Origin of the sequence: Acinetobacter sp. FDAARGOS_724 (assembly GCF_013364475.1) — a bacterium.
GTDB lineage: Bacteria > Pseudomonadota > Gammaproteobacteria > Pseudomonadales > Moraxellaceae > Acinetobacter > Acinetobacter variabilis.
Genome location: NZ_CP054908.1, coordinates 180,952 through 204,672, shown reverse-complemented (window position 1 = coordinate 204,672; position 23,721 = coordinate 180,952). Strand labels below are relative to the sequence as shown.

Below are 23,721 nucleotides of genomic sequence, written 5' to 3'. Positions count from 1 at the left end.
GTTCACCTCAAAAATATTCAGAATTAAAGAAAATCTTTCAGCTCAGGTTTTACCCCGTTCCAGATATAAAAAGATTCAATAGCCTGACCGACCAGCATGCCGAAACCCTCAGAAGTAGGGACGCCACGGGCTTGAGCTTGATCCAGAAAAGTGGACGGTTTGCCATAGGCCATTTCATAGGCATGTTTAAACTGTAGAGCTTCAGGTAGTACCAGCGCATCACCACTAAGACTGGCAGAAGTCGCATTAATTACAATATCAAACTCACCGGCCAAATCAGTTAAAGCAATGGCTTGCAGTTCTGCTTGTGGAACAGCGTCTTTTAGATCGGCAACCAGTTGTTCTGCACGTGACAAAGTACGGTTAGCAATAACAATCTTCTTCACACCGGCCTGTACTAATGGATAGATAACACCGCGGGTCGCGCCACCAGCACCAATAATCAGGATATCGGTATTTTCCAGAGTCCAGTCAAGAGCACGAATAGCCTCCACTAAGCCTTGTCCGTCAGTATTGTCACCATGCAGAATGCCATCTTTCATCCATAGGGTATTCACGGCTTTGGCGATTTTGGCACGTTCGGTAAGGACCTGGCATTGGGCAAAGGCCTGTTCTTTGAAGGGCACAGTCACATTCATGCCAATACCGCCCTGAGCAAAAAATTCCTGGATATTAGCTGTGAAACCATCCAGTGGGGCAAGGCGTTTGGTATAGGTCAGATCGACCCCGGTTTTAGCAGCGAAAGCCTGATGTAGTTCAGGAGAGCGTGATTGTTCGATGGGGTTGCCAATAACGGCAAATTGCTTGCTCATTTCACCATGTCCATGTGCGGAAATGGCCATTAATATACGTGAAAATGCAGGAGGGCTAAAGCCTGTCAGCAGTGAAAAGCAGGCTGGAGTTTAAAGGTTTAGGAACTACAGATTTCAATAATATGTTCGACAAAAAGCAAGGCCATACTAAAGAGGGTTCCGGCAATCGTGAGGACACTCACAAAAATGGCAACTACATCTAAAATCAGGTTATGACTGATGACAGCGGTACTAATCGCACTAATACCAAGCGCCAGAAATAGCCAAAAGGCCAATGTAGCAGGATTAAGGTGAAGCTTAAACATTGTTATTTTTACCTAGCAGAATTTATCTTTATCAGAGTCGAGATCTAGGAGTAGATCCTGAAATATCTTTCTGAGTTGCAGTATAGAGGATTTATCCATTAAAAAAGCCCTCGATCTGAGGGCAATTTGTATTTAAATATTTTGATTGCTTTATTTAGTTTTTAATTCTGTTAACCAGTCATGCGGTTTAAGGTAGTAATCGGTCAAGCGTTTTTCTGGTGATCCTTCAGCCCATTCCGGGCGGTATAACCAGCCGGTAAGAGGCGGCAGGCTCACTAGAATCGATTCAATCCGGCCACCCGTCTGCAGGCCAAACAGTGTGCCACGGTCATATACCAGATTGTATTCCACATAACGGCCACGACGGTACAGCTGGAAATCACGTTGTGCTTCAGTATAAGACTTGTCTTGGTTACGCTGGAAAATTGGCAGAATTGCTTCGAGATAACCATTACCTACAGCCTGTATATACTGAAAACAGGTTTCAAAATCCCATTGATTCAGGTCATCAAAGAATAGGCCACCGACACCGCGCTGCTCATCACGGTGTTTTAGATAGAAATAATCATCACACCATTTTTTATGTTCTGGATAAACCTCTTCGCCAAAAGGCGCACAGAGATCATGCGCGGTCTGGTGCCATGACAGCACATCTTCATCATTTGGATAGAAAGGGGTGAGGTCAAAACCGCCACCAAACCACCAGATCGGATCCTGACCTTCTTTTTCCGCTACAAATAAACGTACATTGGCATGTGAGGTCGGGACATTCGGATTTTTAGGATGGATGACTAACGATACACCCATGGCTTGGGCTTTAGCTCCTGCTATATTCGGATGGCGTTCGGTGGCAGAAGCGGGCAGTTTGGAAATATTGATGTGAGAGAACATCACACCGCCTTTTTCAATTACCGTACCATTTTGCAGTACGCGTGAACGGCCACCGCCACCTTCAGGGCGTTCCCAGTCATCAATTACGAATTCAGCTGTGCCGCCACCGGCACGTTCCTGCTGTTCCAGCGCGGCACAAATCCGGGCTTGCAGGTCGAGGAGAAAATCGCGAACGCGTTGAATATCTGCAGAGGTGGGATGCTGCATCAGAACCCTCATAGGGAAATAAAAAGACTGATAACATCAAAGCATAAAATGGCCTAAAAATTAAGGTGTTTTTCTGGATGCTCACCATCTGTAACAACATTCAACCTAATGTTTTAGAGCAATTTGCTTCAGCTCAAATCCGACCAGACTACTAGGTTGAATTCTTTTTTTGAGCTCCGCACAATAACCTCAACAGCGCTCTATGCAGCGCATTAACCTGACTGATAAGGTGGTAGGCATTCATGACTGTGCAGGCAAATTCTCTCATTCAAAAATATAATGTCCCCGGTCCCCGCTACACCAGTTATCCAACCGTTCCTTATTGGGAAGACTCAGGATTTTCACTAGAGCTCTGGAAGCAGACACTAAAACGTTCTTTTCAGGAGTCGAATGCGACTGAAGGCATTAGCCTGTATATCCATCTGCCATTTTGTGAAAGTTTATGCACCTTTTGTGGCTGTCACAAACGGGTGACCAAACGTCATGAAGTCGAGCAGCCCTATATACAAGCTGTGCTGAAAGAATGGGAGCTGTATTATGAGTTATTAGAAGAAAAACCCATCATCAAAGAAATTCATCTTGGCGGTGGGACACCAACGTTCTTTTCAATTGAACATTTAACCCAGCTCATTCAAGGTATTTTGTCCAAAGCCGAGATTGCAGCAGAACATGAATTCAGCTTCGAAGGTCACCCAAACAATACCACGCGTGAGCATTTGCAAGGCTTGTATGACCTAGGCTTTCGTCGGGTGAGTTATGGCGTGCAGGATTATAATGAAACTGTACAAAATGCCATTCACCGGATTCAACCTTATGGAAATGTTAAACAGGTGACTGAATGGGCAAGAGAAATTGGTTATGAATCGATTTCGCATGATCTGGTTTTTGGTCTGCCATTTCAAAGCCTGGAGGATGTCTTAAATACCATTGATCAGACCAATTCCCTATTACCAGACCGTCTGGCTTTATATAGCTATGCACATGTGCCTTGGATTAAAGGGAATGGCCAGCGCGGTTTTAAAGATGCTGATGTACCCAAAGATGAGATCAAGCGTCAGTGCTATGAAGAGGGTAAGAAAAAGCTCTTGGCGCATGGTTATCATGAAATTGGTATGGATCATTTTGCGCTAGAAAAAGACAGCATGTACCAGTCCTTTCAGTCTGGAACTTTGCACCGCAATTTTATGGGTTATACCGCGTCTAAAACTCAGGTGATGATCGGACTCGGAATTTCTTCGATTAGTGATAGCTGGTATAGCTTTGCGCAGAATGTGAAAACTATTGAAGAATATTATGAACTGCTAGAGCAGAATCAGATTCCAGTGGTGAAAGGGCATATCCTGACTCAGGAAGATCTGATTATTCGCAAACATATCCTGAACTTGATGTGTAGCTTTACCACCTCTTGGGCAAAACCTGACATGCAGTTTGCTGAAATTAATGAAGTTCTAAAGCAGCTTGAGGAAATGCAGCAGGATCAGCTGATCAAAATTGAAGACTCTTCAGTCACGATTTTGGAGAAAGGGAAACCATTTGTACGCAATATTTGCATGGCTTTTGATTTACGTTTAAAGCGTCGTATGCCAGAGAACCGGATTTTCTCGATGACGATTTAAGAATCCCTCTTAGGATCTTATAAATCCCTCCAAACTTCCCTTTAAAAAAGGGAGGCTTCCCTATACTTATATAAAAGGAAATTTCCCCTCTTTGAAAAAGAGGGGGCAGGGGGAGATTCTTTTAAAAATCTTCCTTCTGATACATATGCGCCATACGCTCATGCTTGGTTTTGAGATATTGCTCATTGAAGGGATTTAAGCCCACAGTGAGTGGTACACGGTCCACTACATTAATACCTTGCTCTTTCAGTGCATCAATTTTTAAAGGGTTATTGGTGATCAGGCGGACGGCTTTTACACCTAGGTGATCCAGCATGATGCTGCACATATCATATTGACGTGCATCTGCAGGTAAATTCAGCATCAGATTGGCATCGACCGTATCATGTCCCTGGTCTTGCAAGGCGTATGCACGGATTTTATTGGTCAGGCCAATTCCGCGTCCTTCCTGACGTAAATAAAGAATGACACCGCGACCCACTTCATTAATCAGTTTTTGTGTTGCCTGGAGTTGAGGGCCACAGTCGCATTTTAATGAAGCAAAGGCATCACCGGTTAAACATTCAGAATGTACACGGACCAGCACAGGTTCATCACTTGGTTCTTCGAGACCTTTAGAAAGAGCGACATGCTCTTCTCCAGTTTTAGGGTCTTGAAAAACAGTAATTTTAAATTCACCATGAGCGGTCGGTAATCTTGAAGTTGCGACAAATTCGATAGGCACAGCTGAACCCGTAAAATCCTAATAAAGTAGCTAAAGTATAGCGTAATGCTTAAACATTAGTAGAATTGCTCAGCTGAATTTATGAAGAACATTTTCTTTTTTGTAGAAAGCGAACGATAATAGTTGATAAATAGTAAGATTATTCAGGATAATCGTAGCCTGCAAATTTTTCACCCCGACGAGATCGCTGTTTAATATTGCATCGCTAGAAGCGTAGTTGAATTGAAGCTGCTACAATTCAACTATATGATCGGTTATTCCCCATTGACCTAGCTTAAGATTTTGCCAGGCTTTAGAAGGCTTTGCCATATATGCTGTATACAGAAATACCAACTCAACGCCCTGTAACACCGTTGCTTGATGCGATCGATCATCCTGAGCAACTGCGTGCACTCGAGCAAAGCCAGCTCACACAAGTGGCGGATGAGTTACGTCAATTCATTTTGTATGCTGCGGGTCAGAGTGGTGGACACTTTGGGGCCAATCTGGGTGTGATTGAGCTTACTGTCGCTTTACATTACTGCTTTAATACGCCACATGATCGCCTGATCTGGGATGTGGGTCATCAGGCTTATCCGCATAAGGCGTTAACCGGACGTCGTGAACAGCTCACTACAATCCGTGCAAAAGATGGTCTGGCTGCATTTCCGGCACGTGAAGAATCCGAATTTGATACTTTTGGGGTAGGGCATTCATCTACCGCCATTTCTGCTGGCCTCGGCATGGCTTTGGCACGCCGTTATCAGAACAATCCGTGTGAAGTCGTATCAATCATTGGTGATGGGGCCATGACCGCAGGTATGGCTTTTGAAGCTATGAATGATGCTGTGGCACATCAGGCTGACCTGATGGTGGTTCTGAACGACAATGATATGTCGATTTCATGTAGTACTGGCGGTTTTGCCAAGCATCTCGCTGCAATCTGGGAACGTGGCGAATTCGTCAACGTAACTGAAGATGGTGAGGCTTATGTACAGCCGCACCCGGAATGGCTGTATAACTCGCGTTTACATCAAGCTGCAACTGATGCCGCAGATAACCTGTTTAAAGCCATTGGTTTTGATTATTTTGGTCCTTATGATGGCCATGATGTTAAACAGCTGGTACACGTTTTTAAAGCCTTGAAAAAACGTAAAGGCCCACGTCTGATCCACATCTATACCAAAAAAGGTAAGGGCTTTGCGCCAGCAGAATGTGATCAGATTAAATACCACGCCATTAGCAAACTCAATGCAGTTGCAGCCCCTAATCCAGCACCCAAATATTCAGATGTATTTGGACAATGGTTATGTGATGAAGCAGCACAGGATAAACGTCTATTGGCGATTACTCCGGCAATGTGTGAAGGCTCGGGCATGGTGCAGTTTGCCAAAGAATATCCTGAACGTTTCTTTGATGTGGCCATTGCAGAACAGCATGCAGTGACGCTGGCAGCAGGTATGGCTTGTGAAGGTTTAAAACCGGTCGTCGCTATCTATTCAACTTTCTTGCAACGTGGATATGACCAGTTGGTCCATGACGTGGCACTGCAAAATCTGGATGTGACGTTTGGGATCGACCGTGCCGGTCTGGTCGGTGAAGATGGTCCAACGCATGCCGGTGCCTATGATTATGCCTATATGCGTACCATTCCGAATCTGGTGATCATGGCACCAAAAGATGAGAATGAATGCCGTCAGATGTTGCATACGGCTTATCTGTATCATGGTCCGGCAGCAGTGCGTTATCCGCGCGGGAATGGACTGGGTGTGGAAATCCAGAAAACCATGACCGAGATGCAGATCGGTCAGGCAGAATTGTTGCTCAGTCTGAACGAACAATATGATGAATATGTTTCGATTCTAGCATTCGGTAGTCGAGTTCAAGCTGCAGTTGAAGCTGCTCAAGTATTTGCCAGCAAGCATGATGTGGGTGTACGCGTGGTAAATATGCGTTTCATCAAACCACTGGATACCAAAATGTTAAACCAACTGGCCCATTCAACCAGCCTGTTTGTTACTGTTGAAGAACATGCAGTCATGGGCGGCGCAGGAAGTGCAGTGAATGAGTATCTGGCTGAAGCTCAAATTGTTAAACCCATCCTGAATCTAGGTTTAGCGGATAGCTTTATGGCACAAGCAACACATAGTCAAATGTTGCAACAGGCAGGACTTGATAGCCAAGGCATTGAAAAATCAATCAATGAAGCCTGGTCAAAGCTAGGTCAAAGCGTCCTGTTATAAACTCTTAAAAAGTTTCGACACATTTTTTCCCAAAAAGCCCGGATATTTGCTAAAATATGCGGGCTTTTATGCATTATTCTTTATCAGTATCTTCAAATTTGTAGTGGGTGTTCAATGGAACCTATGGTGGTGATGGCTGCGCGTGCGGCTCAATTAGTTGGTCAAGAGCTTTTAAAAGCGCATCAAAATCGTCATAAACTCGATCTGCAAGTCGAAGAAAAAGGCATTGATGGTCCGGTAACGCGTGTAGATCGTTATCTAGAACAGTTGACCATCGATACTCTACGTAAAAGCTATAAAAATCACAGTTTCCTTGGTGAAGAATTTGGTCTGCAAGAAGGTAAAGGTCACGACGCTGATTGGTGTTGGGTGATCGATCCACTTGATGGCACACTAAACTTTATCAACGGTTTTCCGCATTTCTGTATCTCTATCGCAGTTCAGCACAAAGGTGTAACTCAGCACGGTGTTATTTATGACCCTGTGAAAGATGAGCTATTCTCTGCGAGCCGTGGTCGTGGTGCGATGCTGAACCAGCGCCGTATCCGTGTAAATGTTAAAGACAGTCTGAACAATACTTTCCTGGCAGTAGGTCATGCTTACCGTACTAAACGTAATGGTGAAGTAGTCTCTTATGCCAAGAATCATTTTGATGCATTGCTCAATGTGACTGAAGCAGGTGCACAATTCCGTCGTGGGGGTTCAGCTGCCTTGGATCTGGCTTATGTCGCTGCTGGTCGTCTTGATGGTTACTTCGAGCTTGGCTTGAAACCTTGGGATATTGCAGCAGGCGAGTTAATCGTGAAAGAAGCGGGCGGTACTGTGGTTGATGCGCGTGGTGGTAGCGATTCTATGGAAAATGGTCAAGTTTTGGCTTGTTCAATGAAAATGCTGAAACCTCTTATGCAAGCAGTTGTTCCTGCTTGGGGTGACGCAGCGAAATAATCGGGTTTAACGCCGTAAATCGAATATTAAAAAGGTATCTCTCGGGATGCCTTTTTTATTTTTTGAAAATAATTACCTGATAAATATCTTCATATTTAGATGATTCACAGCCTTGATAAAAAGAAAATTGACCAGCCGGAGAATTAATTACATTTCTTTTCTTGTTTAAGTCTTAGAAATTGATGAAGAAATTAGCAGTTAAACAAAATAATCTGAAAAGCGGATGACTTTATGAATAATCCTGCTATAATCTGCGCACGCACTTAATTTCTGTTCGTCACCTGAACATTTCTCTTCTTATCATTGTGTATGCGCGTGCGGTCCAAAGAGAGGACGATATCTCGCGCCCCAATCGCTAAAGCGATTCCTTCAGGTTATGCCGTAATCATGCGTGCGTTATATCACATCGTCGTTACTCGGATCGCCGCTGAATTATCTCTTTTCAGCGTTTAATTGCTGTACCGCTTTTTGTCGATGTCCATTTGACTTTATTTTTAATGGAGCACCCAATTTCCGGGTGGAATACTCTATGAGCAAAACTTTTGCTGAATTTTCTTTGCATGAATCGTTACAACAAGCCCTTCAAGGCTTAGGTTTTACTACTCCGACTCCTGTACAAGAACAATCTATCCCTGCTGCACTAGAAGGTAAAGACCTTTTAGTATCTAGCCAGACAGGTTCGGGTAAAACCGCTGCGTTCCTTCTCCCAACTTTGAACGCACTTGCTAACCAAGATACTTTCGTACCATTTAAAGAACGTATGAAAGCGGTGACTCAACCAACTATTCTGGTGATTTCACCAACTCGTGAATTGGCACAACAAGTATGTCAAGACGCGATTGCATTTGTACGTCACATGAAAGGTGTTCGTATTGCTGCAATTATGGGTGGTATGCCTTTTGGTAAACAAATCCAGCAGTTAAAAGGTGCACAGGTTGTTGTAGCAACTCCAGGTCGTTTACTTGACCTTGTTAACCGTCGTCAAATCAAACTTGACAAAGTTGACTCGCTGATCGTCGACGAAGCTGACCGTATGCTGGATCTTGGTTTCTCTGAAGACTTGGAAGCAATCGGTGACTTGGCTGCAAACCGTAAACAAACACTGATGTTCTCTGCAACTTTCGCTCCACGTATCATTACCCTTGCTGAACGCATGATGAATGAGCCAGAGCGTATTGCAATTGAAACTGGTCACTCTACCAATACTGACATTACCCAGACTTTACACTGGACTGATGGCTTTGAGCACAAGAAAAAACTTCTTACTCACTGGTTGAACGAAGAAGACGTTGATCAGGCAGTGGTCTTTGCTTCTACTCAAGAAGATACAGATATGCTGGCTGAAGAACTTGCTGAAGCAGGTTTGTCAGTTGTTGCTCTGCATGGTGCGATGCCACAAACCGTTCGTAACCGTCGTCTGCGCAGTATCCGTGAAGGTCGTGCAAAAATCCTGGTTGCAACTGACGTTGCAGCACGTGGTCTTGATGTACCGACAATCTCTCACGTGATCAACTTTGGTCTTCCTATGAAGAACGAAGACTATGTACACCGTATCGGTCGTACAGGTCGTGCGGGCCGTACTGGTAAAGCAATTACTTTAGCGACTTATCGTGAACGCGGTAAAATCCGTGCACTAGAAGACTTCCTTGAAGCTCGTCTAAACGTATCTGAAATTGAAGGTCTTGAGCCATCTCCACCTCCTGCACGCGGTAGCCGTGATGGCGCTGGTCGTGGTCGTGGCGGTCGTGGCTTCGGTGGTGGTCGTCGTTTCGAAGGCGAGAGCAATTTCAAACGTCGTGAAGGTAGTGATGACCGTCCACGTCGTAGCTTCGATGACAAACCTCGTGGCGAACGTCCTGCGTTCGGTGGCGAAGATCGTCCACGTCGTGACTTCAACAGCGATCGTCCTCGTCGTGAAGGCGGTTTCGTTGATCGTCCACGTCGTGACTTCAATGAAGACCGTCCACGTCGTGAGTTTAATAATGATCGTCCGCGTCGTGACTTCGGTGACCGTCCTCGTTTCGAAGGTAATGATGACAACCGCGGTAACCGTGTAGATTACAAACCACGTCGTGAAGGTTCATTTGGTGACCGTCCAAAACGTGATTTCGGTGATCGTCCTGCTTCACGCCGTGAAGGTGGTTTCGGTGACCGCCCAAAACGTGATTTCGGTGATCGTCCAGCACGTCGCGAAGGTGGTTTTGGTGATCGTCCAGCGCGTTCATTCGGTGATGACCGTCCAGCGCGTCGCAACTTTGATGACAAGCCACGTGGCGAGCGTTCATTCGGTGAAGATCGTCCACGTCGTAAATTCAATGACTAATTGAATAACGTCTGAAAAAAAACCAGCCTGAGTGCTGGTTTTTTTATGCATTGATTTTTTGTTTTTTCAGCATAAAATGCCTACTTCATCAACTTTTTCTGGGTTTATGATGATCCGTAATCTGAAAGCGTCTTTTTATAGTCTTTCATATTATTGAGGGGTACATGTCCTACATTGCAGTAATTTTGCTTTTATGCAATCTGATTTATTATGTATATCATTTTTTAAATGGATCATAGTCTGTTAAAATCGCGTCGAAATAAAATTTTTGATTACTAGAAATATATGGCCAGGCATGGAGCATTATGTTTTCCATGAACTTGACCCTTCATTTTCAAATGCTAACATGTTGAACTTCGTTCTTTTGTCATATGCATGCTGAAAAAATGCAGGAATAAACTCAGCTATGAAAAATCAAACAGCGCAGGATCCTCAGTCTTTGATTGAAGTCAAGAATTTGAGTTTCAAGCGGGGTGAGCGTGTAATTTATGACGATGTCAGTTTAAACATTCGTCGTGGACAGATTACTGCCATTATGGGACCTTCCGGAACTGGTAAAACCACTTTATTAAGATTGATCGGTGGGCAACTGACGCCTGAACAGGGTCAGGTTTTACTGGACGGTAAAGATATTGCCAAGATGGCCCGTTCCGAGCTTTTTTCTGCACGTGCACGTATGGGGATGCTGTTCCAGAGTGGCGCTCTGTTTACCGACATGAGCGTCTATGAAAATGTTGCCTTTCCGATTCGTGCGCATACCAAATTGCCTGAACATCTGATTGCTGAAATCGTGGCTTTGAAACTCGAGTCAGTAGGCTTACGTGGGGCAGAGCAGATGATGCCTTCAGAGCTGTCTGGTGGGATGAATCGCCGTGTCGCATTGGCTCGTGCGATTGCACTGGACCCGGAGCTGATCATGTACGATGAGCCTTTTGCCGGGCAGGATCCGATTGTCATGGGAGTTTTGACCCGACTGATCCGCTCTCTACGTGAAGCATTGGATTTAACAACCATTATTGTTTCGCATGATGTAGCAGAGACTTTATCGATTGCTGATTACATCTATGTGGTAGCAGAAGGCAAAATCCAGGGTGAGGGCACAGCAGAGGAATTGAAAAATCATCCTTCAGCCTTTGTGCAACAGTTCCTAACCGGTTCGGTTGAAGGCCCGGTAGATTATCAGTTTAGTCATCAGGCTTATTTAAGTGATGAGGTACGTTCATGAATGCCATTGCTGCCTTAGGTAGACGCGTTATTGAACGTGTTCAGGGGATTGGTGTTGCAACACTGATGTTGTTGCAGATTCTCTTTTCCATGCCGACCTGGCTTGGAGTAAAGCTGTTTGTTTATCAGATGTATCGGGTTGGGGTGTTGTCACTCTTGATTATTGCGGTATCTGGCCTGTTTATTGGTTCGGTACTCGGTTTGCAGATGTATACCATCCTGTCGACATTTGGTAGTGAAGCGATGCTTGGTACTGCAGTGGCTTTAACCCTGTTACGTGAATTGGCACCTGTGGTTGCTGCCTTACTGTTCGCGGGTCGTGCCGGCTCTGCTTTAACCGCCGAAATTGGTCTGATGAAAGCGACCGAGCAATTGTCCAGTATGGAAATGATCGGGGTTGATCCCTTAAAACGGGTGATTTCACCACGCCTTTGGGCCGGTATTTTTAGCTTGCCAATGCTCTCAGTGATCTTTGCTGCGGTCGGGATTATGGGCGGAAAAATGGTAGGCGTTGATTTTCTGGGTGCTGATGAAGGGGCATATTGGAGTGGCATGGAAAGTACCGTGCGATTCTATAAAGATGTCCTGAATGGCACCATTATCAAGAGTTTTGTTTTTGCATTAATTTGTACCTGGATCGCGGTTTATCAGGGTTATGCCTGTGAACCAACATCAGAAGGTATCGCAACTTCTACAACACGTACGGTCGTCTATTCTTCGCTGTGCGTATTAGGTTTTGATTTCGTGTTGACTGCGGTCATGTTCGGAGGTATTTAATGAAATCACGTACTAGTGAGCTGGCCGTTGGTGTTTTTGTCATTCTTTTCGGTATCGCCCTGTTCTTCCTAGCGATGCGTGTCAGCGGTCTGGTAGGCACCAATATTTCTGATAGCTATCAGATGACAGCGACTTTTGAAAATGTAAATGGTATCAAACCACGCGCTAAAGTTGCTTTAAGTGGGGTGAAAGTCGGTCAGGTCGATAAAATTACACTTGATCCGGTGACCCGTTTAGCCACAGTCCATATGACACTGGATGGCTCTTTGACATCCTTTAATGCCGAGCAGCTCAAGCAGGTTCAGCAGGAAGCCCTTGAAGAGTTACGTTATAGTTCAGACTATACCGCAGCCGATCCTGCGCAACAAAAATCACTGGAAAAACAACTATTAGACAACATGAAATCCATCACCAATATTGATGAAGATGCTTACATTATGGTAGCAACAAATGGTTTATTGGGTGAAAAGTATCTGAAAATTATTCCAGGTGGCGGTCTGACTTACTTGAAACGTGGTGAGCAGATTGCGAACACTCAAGGCACCATGGAAATTGAAGATTTAGTGACGAAATTTATTACCGGCGGTGCCGGAAAATCGTCAGATAGTCAGGAAAGTGCCTCAGAAGAAGCTGCATTTTCAGAAGCAACAGATGCAGAACCTGCATTTGTTGAATAACAGATTGAGGAGATTTGAGTGAAGACTTTAGTAAAACAAACGCTTGCTGCAAGCATTCTTTCAACAATGGTTGCTGGTACAGTGTTTGCTGCACCGTCTGAAGCCCCACCTGCTTTTATTAAAAGAGTTGCAGACAATTTGATTGATCGTCTTAAAACCGATCATGCCAAATTGCAGAATAATCCTGCGCTTGTGAAAACGATTGTCCGTCAGAATCTTGACCCATATATCGATTCACAATCGTTTACCCGGATTGTGATGGGGACTTATGCGACCAATCAGTATAGTACTGCAGCGCAGCGTGCACAGTTTGAAAAAAACTTCCGTGAAACCCTGATTGAAAATTATGGTACGGCTTTCTCTAAGTTCAGTAACCAGACTTACAGCGTTCGTCCTTACAAGGCGACTAACAGCAAAAATCCTGTGGTGACCATCGACTTTAATAATAAAGGCGAGAAAATTCCGGTTGCTTTCCAGCTGGTTGATAAAGGTTCACAATGGAAAATCCGTAACATCAATGTGTCTGGTATTGACCTAGGTCTGCAGTTCCGTAACCAGTTTGCGGCTACAGTAAAACGTAATGGTGGCAACCTGGATAAAGCCATTGCTAACTTCAAGCCAGATGCTGAAGCGGCGATTGACAAGAAAAAATAAGATAGGTGAGCTGTGATTCAATTCAATAATCAGGAACTGCAGGTTTCAGGTAAGATTGACGCTGACAATGCGCAAAGCTATTACTTAGAGGGTCTGCGCGTCATTCAGTCACAGGACAAGTTTCCTGTGGTAGTTAATCTGGCTGGACTTGAGCAGGGTAGTACTTTGGCTTTGGCAGTTCTGGTGCGCTTGTTGCGCCAAACTCCACAAGCACGAGGACTACAGTTTAAAGCGGTTCCTGGGAAAATGATGAAGATCATTCAGGCCTGTCATTTGCAGGATGATTTACAGATCATTCAGTAAATAAAAAAGCACCGAAAGGTGCTTTTTTATTGCCGATATATTTTAAAAAAGTTCCTCCCTTTCTCAAAGGGAGCTTAGGAGGGATTAGTTAATTAACCTCTCCCTAACCCTCTCCTGAAAGGAGAGGGAACTTGTATTTTAAAAAGTGGAGAAATGGGTCTAGACTCGAACTTTAGGCAAATATTGGAAGTCTTTTCTCTCTGGACGAGATTTAAAGCACTGCCTTAAATCTAAGCACAAGAGAGTTAGAGAGGGTTAATTCTGACCTCACCCTTGCGTAGCAGTGCTGCTCATTACCTGAAAGGAAAAGGAAATTCTTCCTTTAGGAGGTATTCTAAATCCACTTCTTCCATCTAAAGTAAATCAATGGCCCAATCAGGAAGCCCATAATAATAATGCTCACCATCACAAAGCTCATCGAACCTTGAGCGAAAGGCAAGACATCAGTGTTCATCCCGTAAATACTGGCAATCAGCATGGGTGGCGCGAGCATACTTGGTAAAATCGAGAAGCGACGGATCGTATCATTCTGTTCAGTGTTAATGAATCCGGACGTGGTATCCAGCAAGAAGCGGACTTTCTGGAACAGGAAGGCATCATGCTCGACCAGTGAGCGGACGTCTTCACTGAGTTCCCGAATATCCGCATCATAAATATGACTGCCTAAGGCTCGTGGACGTGACAGGAAGGTAAGTACCCGTCGTAAATCGATCAGACACAGCTGAGCTTTTCCGAGCATATCTTCCAGTTGGGCCAGACGGGTAATCATGTCATCCAGATCAAGGATCTGTTCACGATGCCGGTTATTCAGAACTTCAGTTGAGTATTTTTCCAGATCCTTATGTACATCTTCCAGAATATCCGCTAGCTCATCCAGTTTGGCTTCGAGTAAACCGAGCAGAATCCAGGTCGGATCTTTATAGTCAATATCATAATCATTGCGACGTGCACGGGCACGAAAGGCCCGGAAAGCTACCAGCTTTTCACCACGCAGGGTAAAGAGCCGGTCTTTATGTAAAATGAAAGCGACTGTCTGAACTGTCGCGAGGATGCTGGCATCATCCTCATGTTCACTTTCGACCTGATAATTTTTATTTTTCGTTAAGAAATAGGTACTGATGTGCAAAATACCGTCATCATCACGGTAAAATCGGGCACTCGAAGAAATATCTTCCAGAGATTTTAAGGTGGGCAGGTTTTGCTCATAGGCATCCAGAATCCATTGCTGTTCTTCTTGTGAAGGCGCAATTAAATCTATCCAAACCAGTTCCGGATGCAGGTCGAAATCACCATTGATGGTGGCATCTTCTAGGCTACCGCGCTCTGTGGCGTAAAAGGCTTCAAGCATGCTGTCTTTTCTCCCTTGCGCAGTATGTTAATCTAAATGCGTGTATTTTAGACAAGGAATTGAATAAAAACACTGATTGTGCAGTTATTTTTGAAAAAAAACTCTCAGGCGCTGCCTGCGTACTATATACCGGCAATGCAATGGTGAAAATGATGAATTCTATCGCAATTTTCTGTGGCTCAGCGCTAGGTTCTGAACCTAGTTATAAACAAATTGCCGAAAAGGTAGGCCAAACCCTGGCAAAAAGACAGCAAACACTAATTTATGGTGGGGGTCGTTCCGGATTAATGGGCATTGTAGCAGATAGTGCCTTAGCTGCAGGGGGCGAGGTCATTGGTGTCATTCCAAGACCCTTGGTAAATCGCGAACTGGCACATCCGCATATTACCAAGTTGTATGTGGTCGATAATATGCATGAGCGTAAGACCAAAATGTCAGAACTCTCCGATGGTTTTATTGCCATTCCAGGTGGGGCTGGAACGCTCGAGGAAATTTTTGAGCAGTGGACTTGGGCTCAACTCGGGATTCATAAAAAACCTTGTGCTTTTCTTAATGTCGATGGCTTTTATGATGATCTGCTTAAATTCATTCAGATGACCACAGACAAAGGTTTTACCAAGCCACGTTTTACTGAAGCTTTGATTGTGAGTGATGACTTCGAAGAAATTTTGCAAAAATTTCAAGACTACCAGCCGCCTGAAGCAAAATGGGGTATGGTCGATCAGGAAGATCTCGTAAAATAAGTATTTCCCATTTGATCGTTCCGAATTCATGAAAATTATTACCGTTGCAGCTGCCATTATTTTGAATTCTGATCAGCAGCTGCTGGTGGTTCGTAAGAAAAATACTGACTGTTTCATGCAAGTCGGTGGCAAGTTGGAACCGGATGAAGCACCTGAACGCACCCTGCTACGTGAAATTCAGGAAGAAATTGGCTGTCAGGCTGAGATTCAGCAATTTATCGGGCGTTTTGAAACTCAAACTGCCAACGAACCGGATCATCAACTGGTCAGTTATGTTTATCTGGTGCAATTAGATGGCGAACCACATATTGAAGCTGAGATTGCCGAGATGAAATGGGTGGATCTGGATCAGGAAGATGTGAAACTTGCACCACTGACTACAGAAATTGTCATACCCTGGGTTAAAAAGAACTTGTTGGTACAAGCCTGATTTAAAGTTTGGCTCCTGCCAGACAAGCGGCATAAATCTGCTGGCAGCCCAGTTTTTCCAGTTGCTGGCTTAAAGCTCGAATCGAGCTGCCAGTCGTAACCACATCATCAATAATTAAAACCTTACGATAACGAACTTTTGAAGAGGTAGTGACCCTGAATTGGGCTTCAATGTCTTCGATACGTTCCAGACGGCTTAAGCCTTTTTGTGAATGTTGCTTGAGTCGTTCAATGGGCTGCCAGACGGGAACTTGTAAGTGTTTGGCAACATGCTTGGCCAGTAATAGGGATTGATTATAGCCACGTTCGACCAGCCGTTCGGTTGAAATCGGCATAGGAACCACTGCACTGACTTTAGGAAATTTTAAAGCCAGTAATGCACCTGCCAATAATGGTTCCAGATGCAGCTTTTGCTCATATTTAAATAATTGAATCAGGCGATCCATCGGGTAGGCATAGTCACACGCCACCTGAAACTGCATTTCCTGACGCTGAATGGTCTGATGTGCCCAAGGTAACTGTTGCCAGCAATCCTGACAGACAGAATGCAGGTTTTGATAATCTGTCTGGCACAGCTGACAAGGCTGTAAACGATTCAGCCAGAGTTTACCCTGTTGTAAAAGCTTAAACATAGGCATAGCGTGGAGCCTCAGGTAGCCAGCGTTTTAATAATGCATCCGCCTGTTTCGGATAATCTTTTAGCATCTGCTGGGCGACATAATGGGCCTGATTTAACAAGTGATCATCACGTTCCAGCTTGGCTACACGGAAACCCATATCACCGGTCTGTTTGGTACCCAGTAATTCACCTGGACCACGTAATTCCAGATCTTTCTCGGCAATGATAAAACCATCATTGGTTTCGCGCATGATGCGCAGACGTTCCTGACCATTTTGGGACAATGGATTTTTGTAAAGGAGGGCACAGAAACTGGCTTTGGCACCCCGGCCAACCCGACCACGCAGCTGATGTAGTTGTGACAGGCCGAGACGCTCGGCATTTTCAATCACCATAATGGACGCATTCGGGACATCGACTCCGACTTCAATTACGGTTGTAGCAATGAGTAGCTGCAGTTTATTGTCTTTGAATTCCTGCATGACTGCCTGTTTTTCATCAGCTTTCATCTTGCCATGTACCAGACCGATATTCAGTTCAGGAAAGCGTTCCTTAATTTCGGCAAAGGTTGCTTCTGCAGCTTGGGCATCCAGTGTTTCAGACTGTTCTACCAAGGTACATACCCAATAAGCTTGCTTACCTTCAGCACAATTCGTGGCAATCCGTTGCAAAACCTCTTCTCGCCGATCTAACGGAATAGTCACAGTCTGGATCGGGGTACGGCCCGGTGGGAGTTCATCAATAATCGAAGTATCCAGATCCCCATAGGCTGACATGGCAAGCGTGCGTGGAATCGGGGTCGCGGTCATGACCAGTTGATGCGGCGACATGCCATCCAAGCCTTTATTTCTCAAGGCTAAGCGTTGATCGACCCCAAAACGATGCTGCTCATCAATAATCACTAAGCCCAGTTTGGCAAACTCGACATTTTCCTGAAACAGGGCATGTGTGCCTACCACAAGATGCGCGCTGCCATCACGGATCACTTGCTCTGCTGCAGCACGCGCTTTACCTTTCTGTTTCCCGGAAAGCCAGGCGACATTTAAACCGAGTGGTTCGAACCAGCGCTTGAAGTTGAGGTAATGCTGTTCGGCCAGAATTTCAGTGGGTGCCATCAGCGCGACTTGCCAACCTTCTTCTAGGGCATGACAAGCTGCTACACCGGCCACTAAGGTTTTTCCTGCACCCACATCACCCTGCACCAGACGTAGCATCGGTTTATTCTGTTTCAGGTCTATGGCAATTTCTTTGGATACACGTTTTTGCGCACCGGTCATTTCGAAAGGCAAACCAGCCAGAAGCTGTTTGGCATAGGTTTTACTCGGGAAAAATGAAGGGGCTTCAATCTGCTGAATAAAAGCACGCCGGGTCAGCAAACTAATTTGATGTGCTACCAGTTCCTCAAAAATCAGACGCTGCTGTGCCGGATGTGAGCCTTGAGTGAGCTGCAACATATTGGCGTTCAGCGGCGGATGATGAATATATTCCAATGCCTGCTTCAGGCCATAACCATTGCTAAATTTTTGTGGCAACAGTTCAGGCAAATCATCACTATGCAGTTCTAGTGCCTGTTTAATATATTCCCGCAGCTTGGGCTGAGTCAGTCCTTCGGTTGCCGGATAGATCGAGGTGAGTTGGGTATGAGGCAGAGGTGTATGTTCAGTAATCACTTGCAGCTCTGGATGATACATTTCCAGGCCACGGGCACCGACTCGCACTTCACCAAAGACTCTTAAACGGTTACCGAGCTTGCAGCGATCGGTAATGCCTTTATAAATATGATAAAAGCGCAAGGTTACTTTGCCAGAATCATCATCCAGTAACACCGCCATGGACTTGCGTTTACCGGGAGGGAAATCAACCCCTTTCACGACACCTTCCAGCAAATAGCTGCGTCCCACTGTCAATTGATTCATGGGAATGATCGTGCTACGGTCTTCATAGTCACGTGGTAGATGAAAAAGCAAATCATCAGTATTAAAGATATGTAGTTTTTCGAGTAAAGCAGCGGCGGCATTGCCAACGCCTTGTAACTGATGGACTGCAGCCATGTCCCCTCAACCAGGTCTGTGATTCGGTGTCGAATGCATATTTTATTTATTGGTTATGGTAAAACATCCGAGCGGGTAGCTAAACAATTATTTGAGCAAGGTCATCAAATTAGCACAATTAGCCAAAGCCCCAAAACAGATTCATTCGCAACTCATCTGATTCAGGATGTGCACACTCTGGATTTAAGTGTAGTCGCTCCGATAGATTGGGTCTATGTGTTACTCACTCCCAAACAGAGTGGTGTCGAAGCCTATCAGCATACTTATCTGGATTCGGTTCAGCCAATCGTCACTGCCTTGAAATTCCATCCGGTAAAAAGAATGGTGGTGGTGTCATCAACCCGGGTTTATGGACAGAATGCAGGTGAAAGCGTGGATGATGAAACTGAAATTTATCCGAATGATGTTCAAGGTGAAATTCTGCATCAGATGGAACAGGTATATCTCGCGGCTTATCCTGAACAATGCACCATTATTCGCCCAAGTGGGATTTATGGGGTTTCTGTGGCACGTATGCAGAAAATGGCAGCATCAATGACCAGCTATCCAAATCTGCATTGGTCGAATCGGATTCATATTGAAGACTTATCACGTTTTCTAGCTCAGATGATTCACGTGGAACATCCTGATTCTTCATATATTTTGACCAATAATCAGCCAAGACTTCTGCATGAAGTCCTGCAATGGTTTCAGCAGCAGATGGGCGTACCTATATTGAAAGTGGAAAGTGACAGGGTGACGGGTAAAAAGCTGTATGCCACAAGAATTGAAAAGATGGGATTTGAATTACAATATCCAGATTGTTTTCAGGATTATGTAGGGTTGATGAATAAGACTGATTTATAAATTTGGAAGTTCCTCCTTCCTCTGGGAGGAGGTTAGGAGGAGGGTTTTTTAAATCACCTCTCCCTTGCGCAGCAGTGCTGCTCATCTCCTAAAAGGAGAGGGAATATCTATTATTTTTATTAATTCCCAAGCAAAAAAAGAGAGGCCAAAACCTCTCTTTTCCTTTACTTAAGCTTTACTTTTTCTTGCGCTTCGCACGTTTCTTGGCTTGTTCAGCCGCAACTGCATCTAATGCTTCTTTCAGCTCTTCATCGGTAAAGGACGTGATGTGATGCAGCATTTGCAGCTTCACTTCATCCAGTACCAGATCTGCATACTGCGCAACATTGGTTAGCTGCTCATCATAGACAATGGCATTGTCTTCGTTGGTACAGATATAGCCTTTTTGCGTCAAAACTTTGATAAAGCTTTGGAATAAGGCTTTATCAAAAAATTCTGGTGAGTTGAATTCATATAGTACAGAAAGGCGTTGCCCAACCAGATGACTGAGTTCTTCCACCTGACGGGTCGAAATGTTGCCTGGTCCACGCTGAGTGATTAAAGCCAGTGTCATATAGTAACGTTCTAGACTTTGGGTCACTGGAGCAGCCAGAACTTCAAGCTGGTGATGTGCTTCAGTATTTGGTGCCGGTGCTACCAGATTTTCACCATCTTCACTGATCAGGTTGGTTGCAAGTAAAGCATCGATATATGCGTCAACGTGTTGCTGAATTTCGTCTTCTTTCCATTTCAGGAACAGCTCGGCTTTCAAGAACGGATAGAGCGTACTGCTGGCATTAATCGCATCTTCACGACGAATCATGCCGTTGTGTTCTACCAGTGCTGCAATCAGGGAAGGCAGTACAAAACTATGCACGATGTTATTACGGAAATAGGTCAGAAATACAGCCTGATTATCTTCAATCGCAATAATATCGCCCAGAACATGTTTCACCCGTTTGATCAGCTTGAGCTTCATTGCATAGGCAATAATCTCTTTACCTGAAAGTGAGGTAATTTGCATACGCTCATCATAAGGTAAAGCCACCAGCAGATTACGGTAGGTATCCAGCTGCTTGATACAGATTTCTTCGTCCAGGGTATGTTTCGGTGTTGCCAATAAAATGAGTGACAGCAGAGAAACTGGATTCACCACGACTGCACGGTTGATATTTTCCAGAATGGCTTGAGCGGAACTGTTGACTGCGTCGGATACCGGCTGCGGAATCGGATCATCATTCTTTTCAATTTTGATATGTTCTGCACCGTGCTGTTTCAGGATGTCATCCAGAAATACTGGTTCACCGAAATTCAGATGGACCTTGCCAAAAATACGTTCAATTTTGCGCAAGGTTTTCAGGATACCGAAAATAGATTCTGCTTCTTTCGGCTTGCCGTTCATCTCACCGACATAAGTACCACCTTCCATCAGGCGTTCATAGCCGATATAAGTCGGAACAAAGACAATTGGCTTGGCCTTGCCACGTAAATGACCATGTATGGTCATCGCCAGCATGCCGGTTTTTGGTGGCAGCAGACGACCAGTACGTGAACGGCCACCTTCGATAAAGTATTCCAGTGGAGTATTACGCGACAGCACGCTATACAGATATTCTTTAAATACGGTGGTATAAAGTGCATTACCTCGGAAGGTACGACGGATAAAGAAAGCACCACCACCCCGTAAGATCTGACCCACAAATGGCATGTTCAGGTTATCGCCTGCCGCAATATAAGGCACCATTAGGCCACGGCGATAGATTACGTAAGACAATAACAAATAGTCGATATGACTGCGGTGACATGGCGTATAGACAATTTCATAATCTTTGGCCAGTTCACGCACGGTACTGAAATTATGCACTTCAACACCGTCATAGAGCTGGGTCCATAAACGGGTCAGGGCTTTATCGGCGAAGCGCACGGTAGAATGAGAATAGTCCGATACAATTTCATTCAGATAGCCAATCGCACGACGTTCTGCTTCCAGCATACTGATTTTGCTACGGATAATTTCATTACGAATAGCCGCCTGTACATCCGGAGATTTAATCAGGCCATGCATCACATTACGGCGATCTGACAGGTCAGGGCCGAGAATCACTTCACGCTGTGCATCTAGATAATCATTTAGTCGGCTAACAATATAGGTTGCTGGCGCTGAATTTGGATAGGTTTCTTTGGCAAAGTCCATGAGGGCGCGTAAAGATTGCGGCTCATGAAACTCCAGATAAGACTGGCGGCCATGCAGACCGATATTCACCAGCTGTTTGACTCGGCTTGGTGTTGACCAGGTATCGGTAAATAAAAGCTTGAACCAGGAATCTTCTTTTTCAGGATCACGACCCCAGAGCACAGTGACCGGTACTAGTTCCACGTCTAGTTCAGGATTTTTTTCGAGTACTTCAATCAGACGTAACAGACGTGGTGGAAAGGCATGTGGTGGTGAGCTAAGCAGATTATTCTCATCATGGTATTGCAGGAACAGCACTGAAGCCTTTTCCTTGCTGTCACCAATCTGTAGAGGATCGAGCGCAGGTGGCATATTTAAACGGCGAGTTTCTGCATCAACTACCAGCGCATTACTGCGTGAATGATTCTGCAAGATATAGCAGACAATTTTCTGCTGCGCTGCCGGAATCTGGTCAGTAGTAGGAGTTGTCACTTCACTTGGTACTTTCCCAAGAACATGCGGGGTGACCACAAGATCAAGTAGCTTACTTGAAAGCTTGCGATACATTTGACCAAAGCCACTCTTGGACATAGTTACTCCTAATTTTACTGACCAAAACTACAGAATTTCTGAGGGAATTTATTTTGATTGATTATAAAAACAAACAATATGTCATTTTCTGACAAATTCAATCGAAGTGGTTCAATTTTAGCGCGAAAGCAGATGTTTTTCCTAGTAAGTTGCAAGAGCAGTTGACAGAACAGTCAATCAATCTTTAGAAGATTGCCTGGATTTTATGGCAGAATATTCAGAATAAATTGTATAGATTTATTTCTACACTTCTGGATCTTGCCAATATCACACAGGTTGCTTATGAATGCCTTAACACAGGAACTGGTCGAGCTGCTCAGTTTAGAAAAGTTAGAAGAAAATATTTTTCGGGGAATTAGCCGTAATCTGGTAGGCAAGCGCGTATTTGGTGGGCAGGTTCTGGGACAGGCCCTACGTGCTGCGTCTTATACTACAGATCGTCCTGCGCATTCATTGCATGCCTATTTCCTGTTTGGTGGCGATGTCAACGCACCTATCATTTATGAAGTAGACCGTATCCGTGATGGCAAAAGTTTCGTCAGTCGTCAGGTTCGCGCCATTCAGCATGGTCGTACCATTTTCATGTGTATGGTTTCTTTTGCGCATCAGGAAGAAGGTCTGAACTATCAGATTTCAGAACCTGAATATCCACCGGCAGAAAGTCTAAAAAATGAAGCAGAGTTAACCCGACAGATTATCGAATTTATTCCGGAAAATGTGCGTGCGTCTTTCATGCGCGACCGTCATGTCGAAATTCGCCCTGTAATGCCAGTGAATCCATTCCAGCCACAACCGGAAGCGCCGAATTATGCGCACTATATCCGTACTCATGGAAAGATTGCTGCAGAAGTGGATGAAATTTCCCTACATCAGGCGATTGCTGCTTTCTATTCAGACTTTACCTTAATGACCACGGCGCTACGTCCGCATGGTTTGAGTTATCTTTCACCAAGCTTGCAATGTGCTAGTATTGATCACGCCATGTATTTCCATAAACCGTTCCGGGTAGATGAATGGATGTTATACGATATGGACGCTACTCAAAGTGCCAGTTCACGTGGTCTGAACTTTGGCCGTATGTGGCAAAATGGTGAGCTGGTCTGTAGTACCACACAAGAAGGCTTGATCCGTTTACGTGAAATTGAAACCCAGTAAAGCGTACTTTTAATCTAAATAAAGCCGGATCCCAGATCCGGCTTTATGTTTTTTTAAGCACGACTCTTTATAAAAAATTACTCGATTCTCCAGCATTTGCATGGCAT

Annotated in this window: 21 protein-coding genes; 13 read left to right on the top strand and 8 right to left on the bottom strand. The window is 44.7% G+C overall.

The genetic code is table 11. From position 1 onward, the window contains the following. Positions 1 to 23: 23 nt before the first annotated feature. The 3 genes from aroE to hemF form a co-directional block, all read right to left on the bottom strand. Positions 24 to 812, bottom strand: a complete 789-nt coding sequence (gene aroE, locus FOC32_RS02305; protein WP_175968137.1) for a shikimate dehydrogenase — start codon at positions 810 to 812, stop codon at positions 24 to 26. A gap of 98 nt (positions 813 to 910) precedes the next feature. Continuing rightward, positions 911 to 1,117, bottom strand: coding sequence for a hypothetical protein (locus FOC32_RS02300; protein WP_005233693.1), 207 nt, complete (start codon positions 1,115 to 1,117; stop codon positions 911 to 913). 150 nt (positions 1,118 to 1,267) lie between these two features. Next, entirely contained in the window at positions 1,268 to 2,215 is a 948-nt protein-coding gene (gene hemF / locus FOC32_RS02295; RefSeq protein ID WP_175966167.1) for an oxygen-dependent coproporphyrinogen oxidase, read from the bottom strand. 242 nt (positions 2,216 to 2,457) lie between these two features. Here hemF and hemN point away from each other — a divergent pair, with 242 nt between their 5' ends. Then, positions 2,458 to 3,831 (top strand): oxygen-independent coproporphyrinogen III oxidase, encoded by a 1,374-nt coding sequence (hemN, locus tag FOC32_RS02290; protein ID WP_175966165.1) that lies wholly within the window; start codon positions 2,458 to 2,460, stop codon positions 3,829 to 3,831. Positions 3,832 to 3,952: 121 nt separating this feature from the next. Here the strand turns inward: hemN and ribA are convergent, their stop codons facing one another. Further along, positions 3,953 to 4,555, bottom strand: a complete 603-nt coding sequence (gene ribA, locus FOC32_RS02285) for a GTP cyclohydrolase II (RefSeq protein ID WP_004786979.1) — start codon at positions 4,553 to 4,555, stop codon at positions 3,953 to 3,955. Between the two features lie 311 nt (positions 4,556 to 4,866). Here ribA and dxs point away from each other — a divergent pair, with 311 nt between their 5' ends. The 8 genes from dxs to FOC32_RS02245 all read left to right on the top strand — a co-directional run bounded on the left by dxs (position 4,867) and on the right by FOC32_RS02245 (position 13,680). Next, the gene (gene dxs, locus FOC32_RS02280; RefSeq protein ID WP_005233697.1) at positions 4,867 to 6,777 is read left to right on the top strand and encodes a 1-deoxy-D-xylulose-5-phosphate synthase; all 1,911 of its coding nucleotides are present in this window, start codon (positions 4,867 to 4,869) and stop codon (positions 6,775 to 6,777) included. A gap of 114 nt (positions 6,778 to 6,891) precedes the next feature. Further along, a complete protein-coding gene (locus FOC32_RS02275) occupies positions 6,892 to 7,722 on the top strand; it encodes an inositol monophosphatase family protein (protein ID WP_005233698.1) in 831 nt (276 codons plus the stop codon). A 529-nt stretch (positions 7,723 to 8,251) separates the two neighbouring features. Continuing rightward, entirely contained in the window at positions 8,252 to 10,045 is a 1,794-nt protein-coding gene (locus FOC32_RS02270) for a DEAD/DEAH box helicase (RefSeq protein WP_175966163.1), read from the top strand. Positions 10,046 to 10,451: 406 nt separating this feature from the next. After that, positions 10,452 to 11,270, top strand: a complete 819-nt coding sequence (locus tag FOC32_RS02265; protein ID WP_175966161.1) for an ABC transporter ATP-binding protein — start codon at positions 10,452 to 10,454, stop codon at positions 11,268 to 11,270. Beyond that, positions 11,267 to 12,046 (top strand): lipid asymmetry maintenance ABC transporter permease subunit MlaE, encoded by a 780-nt coding sequence (gene mlaE / locus FOC32_RS02260; RefSeq protein WP_004786970.1) that lies wholly within the window; start codon positions 11,267 to 11,269, stop codon positions 12,044 to 12,046. Before FOC32_RS02265 ends, mlaE begins: the two co-directional genes overlap by 4 nt. Next, entirely contained in the window at positions 12,046 to 12,723 is a 678-nt protein-coding gene (locus FOC32_RS02255; protein ID WP_175966159.1) for an outer membrane lipid asymmetry maintenance protein MlaD, read from the top strand. The genes mlaE and FOC32_RS02255 overlap by 1 nt, the downstream gene beginning before the upstream one ends. A gap of 18 nt (positions 12,724 to 12,741) precedes the next feature. Further along, positions 12,742 to 13,377: an MlaC/ttg2D family ABC transporter substrate-binding protein gene (locus FOC32_RS02250; RefSeq protein WP_004786965.1), complete on the top strand. Its 636-nt coding sequence runs from the start codon at positions 12,742 to 12,744 to the stop codon at positions 13,375 to 13,377. A 12-nt stretch (positions 13,378 to 13,389) separates the two neighbouring features. Beyond that, on the top strand, positions 13,390 to 13,680 hold the full coding sequence (locus FOC32_RS02245; RefSeq protein ID WP_175966157.1) for an STAS domain-containing protein: 291 nt from the start codon (positions 13,390 to 13,392) through the stop codon (positions 13,678 to 13,680). A gap of 334 nt (positions 13,681 to 14,014) precedes the next feature. Here FOC32_RS02245 and FOC32_RS02240 read toward each other — a convergent pair whose 3' ends face one another. Then, positions 14,015 to 15,028, bottom strand: coding sequence for a CorA family divalent cation transporter (locus tag FOC32_RS02240; protein WP_004786961.1), 1,014 nt, complete (start codon positions 15,026 to 15,028; stop codon positions 14,015 to 14,017). 152 nt (positions 15,029 to 15,180) lie between these two features. On the opposite strand from FOC32_RS02240, the gene FOC32_RS02235 reads away from it, so the two are divergent. Both FOC32_RS02235 and FOC32_RS02230 read left to right on the top strand, forming a co-directional pair. Further along, a complete protein-coding gene (locus FOC32_RS02235) occupies positions 15,181 to 15,771 on the top strand; it encodes a TIGR00730 family Rossman fold protein (RefSeq protein ID WP_175966155.1) in 591 nt (196 codons plus the stop codon). A 28-nt stretch (positions 15,772 to 15,799) separates the two neighbouring features. Continuing rightward, positions 15,800 to 16,201, top strand: coding sequence for an NUDIX hydrolase (locus FOC32_RS02230; protein WP_175966153.1), 402 nt, complete (start codon positions 15,800 to 15,802; stop codon positions 16,199 to 16,201). 1 nt (position 16,202) lies between these two features. Here the strand turns inward: FOC32_RS02230 and FOC32_RS02225 are convergent, their stop codons facing one another. Together FOC32_RS02225 and recG are read right to left on the bottom strand one after the other, a co-directional pair. Beyond that, positions 16,203 to 16,838 (bottom strand): ComF family protein, encoded by a 636-nt coding sequence (locus FOC32_RS02225; RefSeq protein ID WP_175966151.1) that lies wholly within the window; start codon positions 16,836 to 16,838, stop codon positions 16,203 to 16,205. Next, entirely contained in the window at positions 16,825 to 18,870 is a 2,046-nt protein-coding gene (gene recG, locus FOC32_RS02220) for an ATP-dependent DNA helicase RecG (protein WP_175966150.1), read from the bottom strand. The genes FOC32_RS02225 and recG overlap by 14 nt, the downstream gene beginning before the upstream one ends. Before the next feature lie 33 nt (positions 18,871 to 18,903). Between recG and FOC32_RS02215 the strand changes: the two genes are divergently transcribed. Then, entirely contained in the window at positions 18,904 to 19,716 is an 813-nt protein-coding gene (locus FOC32_RS02215; RefSeq protein ID WP_175966148.1) for an NAD-dependent epimerase/dehydratase family protein, read from the top strand. A gap of 175 nt (positions 19,717 to 19,891) precedes the next feature. Here the strand turns inward: FOC32_RS02215 and plsB are convergent, their stop codons facing one another. Then, positions 19,892 to 22,459: a glycerol-3-phosphate 1-O-acyltransferase PlsB gene (gene plsB, locus FOC32_RS02210; protein WP_175966146.1), complete on the bottom strand. Its 2,568-nt coding sequence runs from the start codon at positions 22,457 to 22,459 to the stop codon at positions 19,892 to 19,894. Positions 22,460 to 22,741: 282 nt separating this feature from the next. Between plsB and FOC32_RS02205 the strand changes: the two genes are divergently transcribed. Next, entirely contained in the window at positions 22,742 to 23,614 is an 873-nt protein-coding gene (locus FOC32_RS02205; protein WP_004786947.1) for an acyl-CoA thioesterase, read from the top strand. Positions 23,615 to 23,721 lie beyond the last annotated feature (107 nt).

Coding starts and splice junctions, on each gene's coding strand:
- recG (WP_175966150.1), bottom strand. CDS start 18,870: ATGGCTGCAGTCCATCAGTTACAAGGCGTTGGCAATGCCGCCGCTGCT.
- hemN (WP_175966165.1), top strand. CDS start 2,458: ATGACTGTGCAGGCAAATTCTCTCATTCAAAAATATAATGTCCCCGGT.
- aroE (WP_175968137.1), bottom strand. CDS start 812: ATGAGCAAGCAATTTGCCGTTATTGGCAACCCCATCGAACAATCACGC.
- FOC32_RS02300 (WP_005233693.1), bottom strand. CDS start 1,117: ATGTTTAAGCTTCACCTTAATCCTGCTACATTGGCCTTTTGGCTATTT.
- FOC32_RS02265 (WP_175966161.1), top strand. CDS start 10,452: ATGAAAAATCAAACAGCGCAGGATCCTCAGTCTTTGATTGAAGTCAAG.
- FOC32_RS02205 (WP_004786947.1), top strand. CDS start 22,742: ATGAATGCCTTAACACAGGAACTGGTCGAGCTGCTCAGTTTAGAAAAG.
- hemF (WP_175966167.1), bottom strand. CDS start 2,215: ATGCAGCATCCCACCTCTGCAGATATTCAACGCGTTCGCGATTTTCTC.
- plsB (WP_175966146.1), bottom strand. CDS start 22,459: ATGTCCAAGAGTGGCTTTGGTCAAATGTATCGCAAGCTTTCAAGTAAG.
- FOC32_RS02215 (WP_175966148.1), top strand. CDS start 18,904: ATGCATATTTTATTTATTGGTTATGGTAAAACATCCGAGCGGGTAGCT.
- FOC32_RS02235 (WP_175966155.1), top strand. CDS start 15,181: ATGAATTCTATCGCAATTTTCTGTGGCTCAGCGCTAGGTTCTGAACCT.
- FOC32_RS02255 (WP_175966159.1), top strand. CDS start 12,046: ATGAAATCACGTACTAGTGAGCTGGCCGTTGGTGTTTTTGTCATTCTT.
- mlaE (WP_004786970.1), top strand. CDS start 11,267: ATGAATGCCATTGCTGCCTTAGGTAGACGCGTTATTGAACGTGTTCAG.
- dxs (WP_005233697.1), top strand. CDS start 4,867: ATGCTGTATACAGAAATACCAACTCAACGCCCTGTAACACCGTTGCTT.
- FOC32_RS02270 (WP_175966163.1), top strand. CDS start 8,252: ATGAGCAAAACTTTTGCTGAATTTTCTTTGCATGAATCGTTACAACAA.
- FOC32_RS02240 (WP_004786961.1), bottom strand. CDS start 15,028: ATGCTTGAAGCCTTTTACGCCACAGAGCGCGGTAGCCTAGAAGATGCC.
- FOC32_RS02275 (WP_005233698.1), top strand. CDS start 6,892: ATGGAACCTATGGTGGTGATGGCTGCGCGTGCGGCTCAATTAGTTGGT.
- FOC32_RS02225 (WP_175966151.1), bottom strand. CDS start 16,838: ATGCCTATGTTTAAGCTTTTACAACAGGGTAAACTCTGGCTGAATCGT.
- FOC32_RS02230 (WP_175966153.1), top strand. CDS start 15,800: ATGAAAATTATTACCGTTGCAGCTGCCATTATTTTGAATTCTGATCAG.